This is a genomic window from Novosphingobium sp. (assembly GCF_027489515.1).
GTDB lineage: Bacteria > Pseudomonadota > Alphaproteobacteria > Sphingomonadales > Sphingomonadaceae > Novosphingobium.
Window position 1 is genome coordinate 38,239 of the sequence record NZ_JAIXZS010000101.1, and the last position, 13,012, is coordinate 51,250.

General features: G+C 65.3%; 12 protein-coding genes. 8 read left to right on the forward strand and 4 right to left on the reverse strand.

Translation table 11 applies throughout. From position 1 onward, the window contains the following. Positions 1–146: 146 nt before the first annotated feature. Genes lepB through Q0082_RS17790 form a run of 5 tightly spaced genes read left to right on the forward strand, consistent with a single transcriptional unit; the run spans position 147 to position 4,073 of the window. Positions 147–1,019, forward strand: a complete 873-nt coding sequence (lepB, locus tag Q0082_RS17770) for a signal peptidase I (protein WP_298194944.1) — start codon at positions 147–149, stop codon at positions 1,017–1,019. Further along, the gene (gene rnc / locus Q0082_RS17775) at positions 974–1,693 is read left to right on the forward strand and encodes a ribonuclease III (RefSeq protein WP_298194945.1); all 720 of its coding nucleotides are present in this window, start codon (positions 974–976) and stop codon (positions 1,691–1,693) included. Before lepB ends, rnc begins: the two co-directional genes overlap by 46 nt. Before the next feature lie 7 nt (positions 1,694–1,700). Beyond that, positions 1,701–2,609, forward strand: coding sequence for a GTPase Era (gene era, locus Q0082_RS17780; protein ID WP_298194946.1), 909 nt, complete (start codon positions 1,701–1,703; stop codon positions 2,607–2,609). Positions 2,610–2,620: 11 nt separating this feature from the next. Continuing rightward, positions 2,621–3,379 (forward strand): hypothetical protein, encoded by a 759-nt coding sequence (locus tag Q0082_RS17785; protein WP_298194947.1) that lies wholly within the window; start codon positions 2,621–2,623, stop codon positions 3,377–3,379. A gap of 22 nt (positions 3,380–3,401) precedes the next feature. Further along, complete coding sequence (locus tag Q0082_RS17790) at positions 3,402–4,073, forward strand: spermidine synthase (RefSeq protein WP_298194948.1); 672 nt, start codon at positions 3,402–3,404, stop codon at positions 4,071–4,073. Positions 4,074–4,149: 76 nt separating this feature from the next. On the opposite strand, the gene topA is transcribed toward Q0082_RS17790, so the two are convergent. The 4 genes from topA to plsY form a co-directional block, all read right to left on the reverse strand. Continuing rightward, positions 4,150–6,729, reverse strand: coding sequence for a type I DNA topoisomerase (gene topA / locus Q0082_RS17795; protein WP_298194949.1), 2,580 nt, complete (start codon positions 6,727–6,729; stop codon positions 4,150–4,152). Positions 6,730–6,850: 121 nt separating this feature from the next. Further along, entirely contained in the window at positions 6,851–7,852 is a 1,002-nt protein-coding gene (locus tag Q0082_RS17800) for a hypothetical protein (RefSeq protein ID WP_298194950.1), read from the reverse strand. A gap of 116 nt (positions 7,853–7,968) precedes the next feature. Then, the gene (gene dprA, locus Q0082_RS17805; RefSeq protein WP_298194951.1) at positions 7,969–9,102 is read right to left on the reverse strand and encodes a DNA-processing protein DprA; all 1,134 of its coding nucleotides are present in this window, start codon (positions 9,100–9,102) and stop codon (positions 7,969–7,971) included. Between the two features lie 2 nt (positions 9,103–9,104). Next, complete coding sequence (gene plsY / locus Q0082_RS17810) at positions 9,105–9,701, reverse strand: glycerol-3-phosphate 1-O-acyltransferase PlsY (RefSeq protein WP_298194952.1); 597 nt, start codon at positions 9,699–9,701, stop codon at positions 9,105–9,107. Between the two features lie 83 nt (positions 9,702–9,784). Here plsY and murI point away from each other — a divergent pair, with 83 nt between their 5' ends. The 3 genes from murI (at position 9,785) to hemA (ending at position 12,971) form a co-directional block, all read left to right on the forward strand. Next, positions 9,785–10,603 (forward strand): glutamate racemase, encoded by an 819-nt coding sequence (murI, locus tag Q0082_RS17815; RefSeq protein ID WP_298194953.1) that lies wholly within the window; start codon positions 9,785–9,787, stop codon positions 10,601–10,603. 26 nt (positions 10,604–10,629) lie between these two features. Beyond that, positions 10,630–11,571 carry a hypothetical protein gene (locus tag Q0082_RS17820; protein WP_298194954.1) on the forward strand — a complete coding sequence of 314 codons (942 nt, stop codon included), beginning with the start codon at positions 10,630–10,632 and terminating at the stop codon, positions 11,569–11,571. Positions 11,572–11,750: 179 nt separating this feature from the next. Continuing rightward, entirely contained in the window at positions 11,751–12,971 is a 1,221-nt protein-coding gene (gene hemA, locus Q0082_RS17825; protein WP_298194955.1) for a 5-aminolevulinate synthase, read from the forward strand. Positions 12,972–13,012: the final 41 nt, after the last annotated feature.

Below are 13,012 nucleotides of genomic sequence, written 5' to 3' on the forward strand. Positions count from 1 at the left end.
TGCACTCGGTCGTGGGCGGAAGTACCCCGGCCATTCGACCAAGCGCAAGGGATGGCCGACCGGTGCGGCTGCAAAATTCGTCTGCATGGCCCTATCGGTGCAGTCTGCGCTTGACGGATGCGAGGCCCCTCCACATGACCGCTGCGATGACAGAACCCTCCGAAAACGCTCCCCAGAGCACGGCGACCGAGGCGCCGGTGGCGCAAGACGCGCCCGCCGCACCCGCAAAGACAAAGAAGGACCGCAAGGAAGACAGCTTCCCGGTCTTCGTGATCAAGCTGGTGCTGATCGTCGCGTTCTTCCGCAGCTTCGTCTTCTCGCCGTTCAACATCCCGTCGGAATCGATGCTGCCCCGGCTGGAGAACGGCGATTACCTGCTCGCGGCAAAGTGGCCCTATGGCTTCTCGTCGTATTCGCTACCGTTCAGCCTGCCCCTGCTGCCGAACCGGATCATGGCTGGCCAGCCCGCGCGCGGCGATGTGGTGATCTTCAAGGCGCCGCCGGGCAATGACGTCGACTACATCAAGCGCGTGATCGGGCTTCCGGGCGATACCGTGCAGATGATCGGCGGGCAGCTCCACCTCAACGGCGTGGCAGTGCCAAAGGCCAAGGTCGCCGATTTCGTGATCAAGGTTTCGGCCAATACCAGCTGCATCGCGCCCGAGTTCGAAGCGGTGGAGAAGGACGGCAGCCCGAGCTGCCACTATCCTCAGTTCCGCGAGACGCTGCCGGGTGGCAAGCAGTACAACGTGCTCGACCTGGGCTACCGCCCGCAGGACGATACGCCGCCGGTGATTGTGCCGGCGGGCCACGTCTTCCTGATGGGTGACAACCGCGACAACTCGATGGACAGCCGCTTCCCGGCGGTCGAGGGCGGCGGGATCGGGCTCGTGCCGCAGGACAACCTGATCGGCCGTGCCACGATCGTGATGTGGTCGACCGACGGCAGCGCCAACTGGTTCCTGCCCTGGACATGGTTCACCGCGCTTCGGGCGAACCGGATTGGGGGTACGTTCTGAGCGCGGCCCTGACGGACGAGACCGCCGGCTTTATAGCCGCGCTGACGGGGTCGGCCCCTGGCCGGCCGGACTTGTGGCACGAGGCGCTGACCCACGGCTCGATGGGCGAGGCGCGCGATTATCAGCGGCTCGAGTTTCTGGGGGACCGCGTGCTCGGCCTCGCCATCGCGGAATGGCTGCACGAGCAGAGCGAGGCGGCGGAAGGCAAGCTCTCGCAGCGTTTGAACGTGCTGGTCAGCCGCGAGACGTGCGCCGAGGTGGCGCGCAAGCTGGGCGTCGTGCCCTATATCCGGCTCGGCAAGCAGGCGCGCGGCGATGGCGCGGGGCAGAGCGACAATGTGCTGGGCGACGTGATGGAAGCACTCATCGGCGCGCTGTTCGTCGAACGCGGGTTCGAGGCTGCGAAGCAGTTCGTCCGCCGCGCCTGGGAGCCAGCCATGGCGGGCGGCGCGGGGCAGCGAAAGCACCCGAAGGCGGCATTGCAGGAATGGGCGGCCGGCAATCGCCGTAAGCCTCCGGTGTACACGCTGCTGGAGCGTACCGGGCCGGACCATGCGGCGGTATTCACCGTGCAAGTCGAAGTGCCTGGCGTGGGCGCCGAGCAAGCGACAGGATCAAGCAAGCAGGAAGCCGAGCGCGGCGCGGCTGCGGCCTTCATGGCGCGCTATGGGTAATGAGCAAATGACAGAACATTGTGGACTGGTGGCAGTGATCGGCGCGCCGAACGCGGGCAAATCGACGCTGGTCAATGCGCTCGTCGGGCAGAAGGTCGCGATCGTTTCGGCCAAAGCGCAGACGACGCGCGCGCGGCTGATGGGGATCGCGCTGCAGGATCTGCCGGACGGCGAACGGGTGCAGATCATTCTTGCCGATACGCCGGGCCTGTTCGAGCCCAAGCGCCGGCTTGATCGCGCGATGGTCCATGCCGCGTGGGAAGGCGCGGAAGGCGCGGATGCGATCCTGCTGGTGGTCGACGGACGCAAGAAGAAGCGTGACTATCTGGAGCCGATCCTCGAAAGCCTGAAAGACCGGACCGAGCGAAAGATCCTCGTCCTCAACAAGGTCGATGCGATTGCCAAGGAGCCGCTGCTCGAGATGGCGGCGGACCTCGCGCCGCAGGGCGGGTTTGACGAAGTTTTCTTCGTATCGGCGCTGACCGGTGACGGCGTGGCCGAGCTCAAGCTGAAGCTGGCAGAGCGCATGCCGGAAGGCGCTTGGCACTATCCCGAGGATCAGGTTTCGGATGCCAGCGAACGCCTGCTTGCCACCGAGATTACCCGCGAACAGCTCTACCGCCAGCTACATGACGAACTGCCCTATGACAGCGCAGTGCGGCCCGAGAGCTACGCGACGCGGCGCGACGGCTCGATCGAGATACACCAGCAGATCGTAATTGCGCGCGACAGCCAGAAGGCGATCGTACTCGGCAAGGGCGGATCGAAGCTGAAGGCCATCGGCGAGGCAGCGCGCAAGGAGCTGGCTGACCTCCTCGGTACCAAGGTTCACTTGTTCCTCCACGTGAAGGTTGAGGAAGGCTGGGCCGAGGCCAAGGAAATCTATGAGGAAATCGGGCTTGACTGGGTGAAGTAGGGGAGGCGGCGATGGGGGCTTCGTTTGCACTTGTACTGCCCGGGCTGGGCCTGCTTCTGGCCATGACCGCGCTTTGGCGGCTGGGTGTGGCGCTGCACAGACGGGCGGGAACCGGAACCGAGACAGCCGGTGAAAGCTACGTGCTCTCAGGCGCGTTCGGGCTGCTCGCGCTGCTCATGGCCTTTGCCTTCAGCCTCGCTATCGGCCGTTACGAGACACGGCGCCTGCTGGTGATCGAGGAAGCCAATGCCATCGGAACCATGGCGACGCGGCTGGCGCTGCTGGAAGACCGCCAACGCGCGCCCCTGGCGAGTGAGTTGGCGCATTACGCAAAGACGCGCGCAGCGGTGGGCCGCAATGCCCTCGACGATGCGTGGCAAGCGGCACACGCGGCGAGCGCACGCGAATGCGGGACCTTTGGTGATGCCCTGTTTGCTGCACTGCGCTCGATGCCGCCGGATACGCGCGGACCAGTGCTGGTCTCGGCCTATAACGCGATGTGCGACATCACGACCGAGCGCCATGCTGCCCGCTCGGCCCGCCTGCCGACCGAGGTTCTGGCACTGCTGGCGCTCTACTGCTGCGCCTGCACCGCGCTGCTGGGCTTTACGACTGGCCGCGCGGATTGGCGCAGTGGGATCAGCTCGGTCTTGTTCTTTGCGCTGCTCGCGGCGGCGTACGTAACGATCCTCGATCTCGACAGCCCGAGGAGCGGCGCGATCATCGTGCCGCAGGAAGAGCTGGATACCGTGGCGCAAAGCCTGCGCTGAGGCGCCCTGGAAGGACACTGCAATGATACAGCGCGAACTGCTCGGCACGGCACAAGTGCCGGGTGGCACCGAACTCAGGCTCTACCGCCATGACCGCGATTTCATGATCGTGATGGGCCACAATGAGCTGATGAGCAGCCGGATGAGCGGATCGGAGATCGCGCTCGCCACGGAGACGATCAAGCGCCTGAAGGGCCGCCCTGCCCCAACCCTGCTGATTGGTGGATATGGCATGGGCTTCACCCTGCGCGCTGCGCTGGAGGTGCTGGGGCCGAAAGCGGAACTGGTAGTGGCGGAACTGGTGCCCGAGATTATCGACTGGGCGCGCGGGCCAATGGCGGACTTGGCCGCCGGATGCCTTGACGACCGCCGCGTGCGCCTGATCATGGGCGATGTCGGCAGCGTGATCGACGGCGCGCAGGGCGATTACGATGCGATCCTGCTCGATGTTGACAACGGGCCGGATGGGGTGGTGCGCGAAGGCAACGGCGCGCTCTACAGTTCCTCGGGCCTGCGCGCCGCACGGCGAGCGCTGACACCTGGCGGCGTGCTGGCGGTCTGGTCGGCAGGGCCAGACCCGGCCTTCACCCGGCGGCTGGAAAAGAACGGCTTTACCGTCGACCAAATGCGCGTGGCCGCGCGCGTGGGCGGCAAGGGGCCGAAGCACACGATCTGGTTCGCCACGCCGAATTGAGGGGCGTTACGAGACGATAGGTCGGGTAGCCCCTTCCCCCCAAGCCCTCTCCCCCAAGGGGAGAGGGCCTAAGAGCCTACTTCGCAGCCTTCTTGGCGGGGGCCTTCTTCGCGGCGGGCTTCTTTGCCGGAGCTTTGGCTGCGGCCTTCTTGGGCGCTGCCTTCTTCTTCTTGCCCTTGGCCGGCGCGGCAGCGGCGCGCGCGTCGATGAGGGCGATTGCCTGCTCGAGGGTGAGGTCCTCGGGCTTCACGTCCGTTGGCAGCGTGGCGTTTGTCGTGCCGTCGGTGACATAGGCGCCGTAGCGCCCGGCCAGCAGTTTCATCTCGCCGCCAGAGGTCGGATGCGCACCGAACGTGTTGATTGGCTCGACCGGCGCGCGGCTTCCGCGCGCACCTGCACCGGCGGCCGCTTCGGCAAGCTTGACGACCGCCGCGTTCATGCCCGTCTCGAACACTTCAGACGTCGACTTAAGCCGACCATATTTGCCATCATGTGCGAGGTATGGGCCGTAACGCCCTATACTTGCAGTGATCATCTTGCCCGTTTCCGGGTGTGCGCCAATCTCGCGCGGGAGTGAGAGGAGCTTCAGCGCCCATTCCAGATCGAGCTCGGGAATATCCTTGGGGATCGATGCGCGCTTGGCATCCTTGCCGTCGCCAAGCTGAATGTAGGGGCCGAAACGGCCCGTGCGCCGGGTGACATCCAGGCCGGTAACGGGGTCCTTGCCGAGCCCGGCATCTTCGCCCTCACCGCCCTCACCCTCGCCGCCGCCCTGGGCAAACTTGCGGGTGAACTTGCACTCGGGGTAGTTCGAGCAGGCCACGAATGCGCCGTAGCGCCCACCGCGTAGTGAAAGGCGTCCGGCCTGGCACTTGGGGCAGAGGCGCGGATCTGAGCCGTCTTCGCGTTTGGGGAAGAGATAGTCCTCGAGGAAGGTGTCGAGCTCGGCGGTCACTTCGCTCGGCTTCTTCTCCATGACCTCGTCGGACTTGGGCTTGAAATCACGCCAGAAGGCTTCGAGCACGGCCTTCCACGCAGCGCGACCGCCCGAGACGTCATCGAGCTCATCTTCCATGCCGGCCGTGAACTGGTACGCAACGTAACGCTCGAAAAAGCGTTCGAGGAAGGCAGTCAGCAAGCGGCCGCTTTCCTCGGCGAAGAAACGGTTCTTCTCGGTGCGGACGTAATTGCGGTCCTTGAGCACCTGCAGCGTCGCCGCATAGGTTGACGGACGGCCGATTCCGAGTTCCTCGAGCCGCTTGACGAGGCTCGCTTCCGAATACCGCGGCGGCGGCTGGGTAAAATGCTGGCTGGCCTCCACACCGCGCTTGGCGGGCATGTCGCCGGCATTCATCACCGGGAGCAGGCTGCTTTCGTCCTCACCATCGTCGGGCCCGTCCGCTTTCTGATCACGCCCTTCCTCGTAGACTGCAAGGAAGCCGGGGAACTTCACGACTTGCCCGGTGGCGCGCAGTTCGTGCTTGCCCGTGCCTTCGCGCAAGGTGACCGTGGTGCGCTCGATCAGGGCCGAAGCCATCTGGCTCGCCATCGCACGCTTGTAGATCAGGTCGTAGAGCCGCGCCTCGTCGCCGTTACCGTATCGATCATGGCTGAAATCGGTCGGGCGGATCGCCTCGTGCGCTTCCTGCGCGTTCTTGGCCTTGGTTTCGTAGATGCGCGGCTTTTCGGGGAGGTAGTGCCCCGAATAGCGCGAACTGATCGCGGCGCGCGCCGCCTGTATCGCGCTGGGGTCCATCTGCACGCCATCGGTGCGCATGTAGGTGATCGCGCCAGCCTCGTAGAGCGTCTGCGCAACGCGCATGGTGTGGCTGGCCGAGAAACCGAGCTTGCGCGCGGCTTCCTGCTGGAGCGTGGAGGTAGTGAACGGCGGATAAGGATTGCGGCGGGTGGGCCGGGTGTCGACGTCCTCGACGCGGAAGGTGGCCGCCTCGACCGTGGCTTTCGCGCGCTGGGCGATCCCTTCGTTACCTAACGAGAGACGCTCCAGCTTCTCGCCCTCGAACCGGACCAGACGCGCCTTGAACGTCGTGCCGCCCTGCTCCAGCATGGCGACGACCGACCAGTACTCCTGCGCCTTGAAGGTCTCGATCTCACGCTCGCGCTCGACGATGAGGCGGAGCGCGACCGACTGGACGCGGCCAGCGGACTTGGCGCCAGGAAGCTTCCGCCACAGAACGGGCGAAAGGGTAAAGCCGAACAGGTAGTCGAGCGCGCGGCGGGCGAGATAGGCGTCGATCAGATCCTGATCGAGCTCGCGCGGGTGCTTCATCGCCTCGGTGACAGTGGCCTTGGTGATCGCGTTGAACGTAACGCGCTCAACCTCCTTGGGCAGCGCCTTGCGCTTGGCGAGCAGCTCGCGCACGTGCCACGAGATTGCCTCGCCCTCGCGGTCAGGGTCGGTCGCGAGGATCAGGCGATCGGCCGCCTTGGCCGAATCGACGATCGCCTTCACCCGCGCCGCCTTGTCGCCATAGAGCTCCCAGTCCATCGCGAAGTCCTCGTCCGGGCGCACCGAACCGTCCTTCACGGGGAGATCGCGGACGTGGCCGTAGGACGCGAGGACCTTGAAGCCGGGACCGAGATACTTCTCGATGGTCTTGGCCTTGGCCGGGGATTCGACGATGACAAGCTGCATGGGTTCGAACGGGCTTTCCTGCGTGTTCACGTACGCGCGAGGGTGGAGACCGTTCGCCCCCCGCGTCAAGCGCTGCCTTCTGGGCAGCTTTTCAGGAAAGTCCAGTCCGGAACGGCAGCTTTCACTTCAAGGCGTTAATCTGCCCGATCAGCACATCGTTGGCGAGGCCTGCAGCCTTGGCGGCGCCGTCCTCGTAGTTCCCGGGCTTTGCATCGAACTCGAACTTGCGGGTCTTGCCGAACATCATGCCGCCATGGCCCATCGCTGCCATGAGCCCGCCGGCGACATTGGCGGCCGCCTGCGTGGTCTTGGCAGTGGCGCTTGAGGCATCGTGCTTGTCGATGAAATCGCCATCAACCGAAACGGGCTGGTTCAACGTTACCGTCGTCGTCTTGCCGTTGGCACCGAACACGGTCATTCGGCTGTAGCCCGGCACGACCGAGAGATTGGCATTGACCTCTAATCCGCCGAAGCTGAAGGCGCCGGGGCGCTTCTGGTCGGAGAAATCGATCAGGTAGGTGACGTCGATTACCGGAGCACCGGCAGCCTTGGCATACTGCGACAGCGCATAACCTGCCTGGCCTGCATCCATTGATAGGCCCATGCTCGAAAGGCCGCTACCCTGGAAATCACCCGCAACCATGATCAGCGTGGGCAGCACCGCGGGCTTCACGTAGGTCGCCTTGCCCTTGCTCTTCTTTTCGAGCGCGATCGAAATGTCGAGCGGCGAAGCCTGCCCGTGGGGCTTCGCCATCTCGGGCGCGGCGAAGACGGCGGCCGGATCGCTGACCGAAAGGCCTGCTGCGGCCAGCTTGGCAATGAAATCCGCATAAGCGGCATCGGCGATCTTCTGCATCATCTCGGGGGTGACGCCGACAAGCGAGGACTTGGCCTTGGTGGTGCCCCCAAACGCGCCCATCAGGCCGCCGGTGGCCTTGGTCTGGTCGGTCGATTCGAAAATGAAACCGACGTTGAAAGCTGCAACGGCAACGCGCGTGGCACCCTTGACGGCCTCCTTGCCGGAAACTTTAACCGGAGCGGCGTCACCTGCAAAGGCAAGACCGGGCAGCGTCAGCGCCGTGAGCGTAAGCGCCAAGGCAATGGAATTGCGGCTTTTCATCATCCTGTCCCCCTTTGCCTCACCCCCCGGTGAGGTCCGGAACGGATCATAATAGGTAAAAATCGGTAGCGTCAATTGTTGCCAAACGATTGCTCCCGGGCGGAGCGCCGGATTGCGGTTCAAGCCAGCGAGACGCGGCCACCAGCATGGCGCATGAGGCGCCCGGCGAGTTCGAGCTCAATGAGCGCCATTTGTACCGCGCCGGCACTGGCACCGCTCTGGCGGATCAGTTCGTCGGTTGCGACAGGCGCCGCAGACAGCAGATGGGCGATGTCCACCGAGCCTTCATCGGTTGCGGCGAGCGGCGCACAATCAGGCCCGTCGGAGTCCATCCCGGTCCATACCGGTTCACGCAGCTTCAAGCGCTGCGGCCCATCGAAGCGTTCGAGCAATTCGGAGATATCATCGGCCGACTGGACGAGGATGGCGCCGTCGCGGATCAGTTCGTTGCACCCGCGCGAGCGGCTGTCGAGCGGGGAACCGGGGACGGCCATGACCTCGCGTCCCGCCTCGGCTGCAAGGCGCGCGGTGATCAGCGAACCCGAGCGCGGCGCAGCCTCGACTACAACGGTGCCAGCAGCCAGCCCAGCGATGATGCGGTTGCGGAAGGGGAAGTGGCGAGCGAGCGGTTCAGTGCCCGGGGGCATCTCCGCGAGGAGCAGGCCGCGCTGCGCGACCGCTTCCTGCAGCTCGGCGTGTTCGGGCGGATACGTGACGTCAATCCCGCTGGCGATGACGCCGATGGTGCCGCCGCCGCGGTCCATCGCAGCCAGCGCGCCGCGGTGGGCAGCCGCATCGATCCCCCGCGCAAGGCCCGATACGACGGCGTAACCCCGCGCGGCGAGGGCAGCACCATAGTCGCGCGCCAGGCGGCACGCCCCTGCAGAGGCGTTGCGCGCGCCGACAAGCGAGACGGCGCCCTGCTCCAGCAGCGCCAGATCGCCGCGCCAGGTGAGCACCGGCGGCGGCGTATCGAGCGCGGCGAGGAGGCGGGGATAGGCTGGGGAATCGTGGAACAGGTACTGGCCGCCGGCTGCGTGGAGGCGGGCGATCTCCGCCTCCACGCGCTCCAGCGGAACGGGTCGATAGCGCGCCCCGCCCCTTGCCGCGAGATCCGGCAACGCTTCAAGCGCAGCAGCGGCATCACCGAAGCGGCGCAGGAGCTGGAAATAGCTGACCGGGCCTATACCTGGCGAGCGCAGCAGGCGGATGCGCGCGAAGATGGCGCCGTCTGTCAGTCCGGGCGCGGCCACATTCACCCCTTCCCGCCGATCCGGGGCTCGGTTCCTGCGCGCAGGCGGGCGATGTTGGCCCGGTGGAGCCAGATGACGAGCAGCGCGAGCGCCGCAAGCACCGGCGCATAGGCGGCGTTTCCGGTGAGCAGCGCGGCGATGGGCGCAGCGAGCACGGCACTGAGTCCGCCGAGCGAGGATATCCGCGTGGCTACAAGGACGCCAAGCCAGACCACCGCATACGCAATGCCAATCGGCCACGCGAGCGCGAGCGCGACGCCCATTGTGGTCGCAACGCCCTTGCCGCCGTTGAAGCGCAGCCATACCGGAAAGCAGTGGCCGATGACAGCCATGAAGGCAGCCAGAGCCTCCGTACCGGGGGCAAAGGCGCGGGCGAGGAGAACGGCGGCAGCGCCTTTGGCGAGATCAAGCAGCAAGGTCGCCGCAGCAAGCCCTTTGCGCCCGGTGCGCAGGACATTTGTGGCACCGATATTGCCGGAGCCGATGCTGCGCAGATCACCTGCGCCGGACAGGCGAGTGAGCACGAGGCCGAAGGGAACCGAGCCAAGCAGGTAGGCCGCAATGACCACGGCAGTAACGGAGAGGGTGGCTGCACTCATGGCATGGTCTTAACCTCGGCCGCGCACAAAGGGGAGAGGCTTGGCTTTCCTTTTTGCCGCCGTTCCCGATAGAAGGGCTTCCGATGACGGCGCACTCTTCTTCGATCGATCCGGCCGCCCCGCTGCTCTTGTTCGATTCGGGGGTCGGGGGGCTTTCCGTGCTCGGAAAGGTGCGGCATGTCCTGCCCGAGGCGCCGGTCATGTACGTTTCCGACAATGCCGGCCTGCCCTATGGCACCAAAACCGAGGCGCAGATCGCAGCGCGGGTTTCAGGCCTGCTGGGCCGACTGACCGAGCGCTATCGCCCACGGCTTGTCTGCATTGCCTGCAATACCGCCAGCACGATCGCGCTCGCCTCGGTGCGAGAAGTGCTCGAAGTGCCGATTGTCGGCACCGTCCCCGCGATCAAGCCCGCTGCGGCGATGACACGCACCGGGGTGATCGGCCTGCTCGGCACCGAAGCGACGATCCGGCAGGGCTATGTAGACCGGCTCGAGGCCGAGTTCGCCGCCGACAAGCGCCTGCTGCGCCACGGCGCCCCGGAACTGGTCGCCGCGGCCGAAGCCAAGCTACGCGGCGAACCGGTCGACACGGGGGCATTCGCGCGTGCAGCAGCGGCGCTGAGAGCGATGCCGGACGGTGAACGCATCGATACCGTGGTGCTCGCCTGTACGCATTTCCCGCTGCTGGAAGCGGAACTGGCCGAAGCATTCGGCCCGGGCGTGCGCTTTGTCGATGGCTCGGACGGGATCGCGCGCCGGATCGCGTTCCTCACCGAAGGACAGGCTTGGGCACACGGTGCGGAGGGCGATGTTGCTCTCTTCACGCGCGATGATCCGGACGACGAGAGGTTAATGCCCGCGCTCTCGCGCTTTGGCATCTCCCGGCGGCTGGTGTTCTGACCGGATCGAAGGTATCGCACTGAGCCATGTTCACCCGGATTGCCTTGCTGCTCATCGCGATCTTTGCGGTGCCTTATTACTGGTTCCTCATGGATCCGGGTCCTACCTCGGTTTCCCCCCGCGACATCGACATTGCCCGCCTGCGCGCACTGGCATCGAGCGAAGCTGGTGCCCTGCCCGTCGCCATTGAATTTGCCGCCGTGGCGACCGACACTGTGCCCGGTACGATCCTTGTCGCCGGGGGCGGATTGCGGAGCGAACGGACCGGCGTTTTCGTCTGGCGCCTGATCACACCGGGCGGCGACACGATCATCAATTCGGGCCTGACGCGGGATCAAGCCACGGCGAGCGGGTTTGGCGACTTCCACCCGGCCATCCAGGCGACGGCCGACAGCTGGCTCCAGGCGGCACGGCGGATCATCTTCACAAGCGAGGAGATCGATCACGTTGGCGGGCTGATTGCCATGCTTCCGACCAGCCCCGACATTGCCGAAAAGGTGATTGGCAATCCGCAGCAGGTCGATGCAGTGAGAGCACTTGCCCCGGTGCTCACGAAATCGCTCAGTTCGGTGCCGCGCGCGCTGATACCCCCCGACGGCTATGCCGCGATTGCCCCCGGCATCGCCGCCGTGCGCACCCCGGGGCATCTTGGCGGAAGCCAGATGATCTATGTGCGGCTGCAGGATGGCCGCGAGTTCCTCTGGGCCGGGGATACCGCGCCGATGCGGCGCAACGTGGAATGGCAACGCCCCCGATCGCGTTATTCCGCCGAATGGCAAGGCAACGAGGATCGCACCGCTACGCTGGGCTGGATCAAGGGACTTGTCCGCCTCCAGAAAAGCCAGCCCGGCCTCAAGATCATCTACGGCCACGACTATAGCTGGTTATCGGACCCGGTAATGGGACCGCGCTTTACCTCTGCGCCCGCCAGCGAACTGGTGCCGCCGGAAGGCAAGCTCGCCCGATAGGGCGGCCCCGCGGAACAGGATATGACCCAAAAGCCGCTGGCAATGGCGGTACAAGCGGCGTAAAGCGCCGCTCGCCTTCCGGAGGTTGCCGCACCGGAAGGGGGCCTAGTGCCCCGTCGATACAGGCTGGGCGTGCGGTGCGTCCATGTGCGTGACAACTGGTTCATAGGGAGCCGCGGGTGAATTACGATCAGGTTTTCGATTCCGCGATCGAGCGTCTGCATACCGAAGGCCGTTACCGCGTCTTTATCGATATTCTCCGCAACAAGGGCGCCTATCCCAACGCGCGGTGTTTTGCCGGGCACAATGGCCCCAAACCGATCACCGTCTGGTGCTCGAACGACTATCTTGCGATGGGCCAGCACCCCAAGGTCATCGGTGCCATGGAGGATGCTCTGCACGATGTCGGCGCAGGCTCCGGCGGCACCCGCAATATCGGCGGCAATACGCACTATCACGTCGACCTCGAGGCCGAACTCGCCGATCTCCACGGCAAGGAAGGCGCGCTCTTGTTCACCAGTGGCTATGTCTCGAACGATGCGACTCTATCGACGCTCGCCAAGATCCTACCCGGCTGCGTAATCTTCTCGGACGAGCTCAACCATGCGAGCATGATTGCCGGCATCCGCAATTCAGGCGCGGAAAAGCGTGTGTTCCGGCACAACGACGTGGACCACCTCGAAGAACTGCTCGCTGAATGCGATCCGGCACTGCCCAAGCTGATCGCGTTCGAGAGCGTTTATTCGATGGACGGCGACGTTGCCCCGATCCACGCGATCTGCGACCTGGCCGAAAAGTACAACGCCCTCACCTACATCGATGAAGTCCATGCCGTGGGCATGTACGGCGCGCGTGGCGGGGGAATTTCGGAACGCGACGAGGCGGCGCACCGCATCGACATCATCGAAGGCACGCTAGGCAAGGCGTTCGGGGTGATGGGCGGCTACATCGCAGCGGACTCGCGGATCATCGACGTGATCCGGAGCTATGCACCCGGCTTCATCTTCACCACCTCGCTCTCGCCTGTGCTCGCCGCTGGCGTGCTGGCGGCGGTGCGGCACCTCAAGGCCTCGAGCGTCGAGCGCGAAGGCCAGCAGGCGGCGGCGGCTTTCCTCAAGAAGGCGTTTGCCGATGCGGGCCTTCCGGTGATGCCTTCGACCACCCACATCGTGCCGCTGATGGTGGGCGATCCGGTGCGCGCCAAGAAGGTCAGCGATATCCTGCTGGCCGAGTACGGCGTCTACGTGCAGCCAATCAATTATCCGACCGTGCCGCGCGGCACCGAACGCCTGCGCTTCACCCCCGGCCCGGCCCACACCGAACCGATGATGATCGAGCTCACGAACGCGCTGGTCGAAATCTGGCAGCGGCTCGAACTGGATATGCGCAAGGCCGCCTGAGGGCGCTGCACCAGACAGCAAAAAGGCGGCGCTCCCTACGC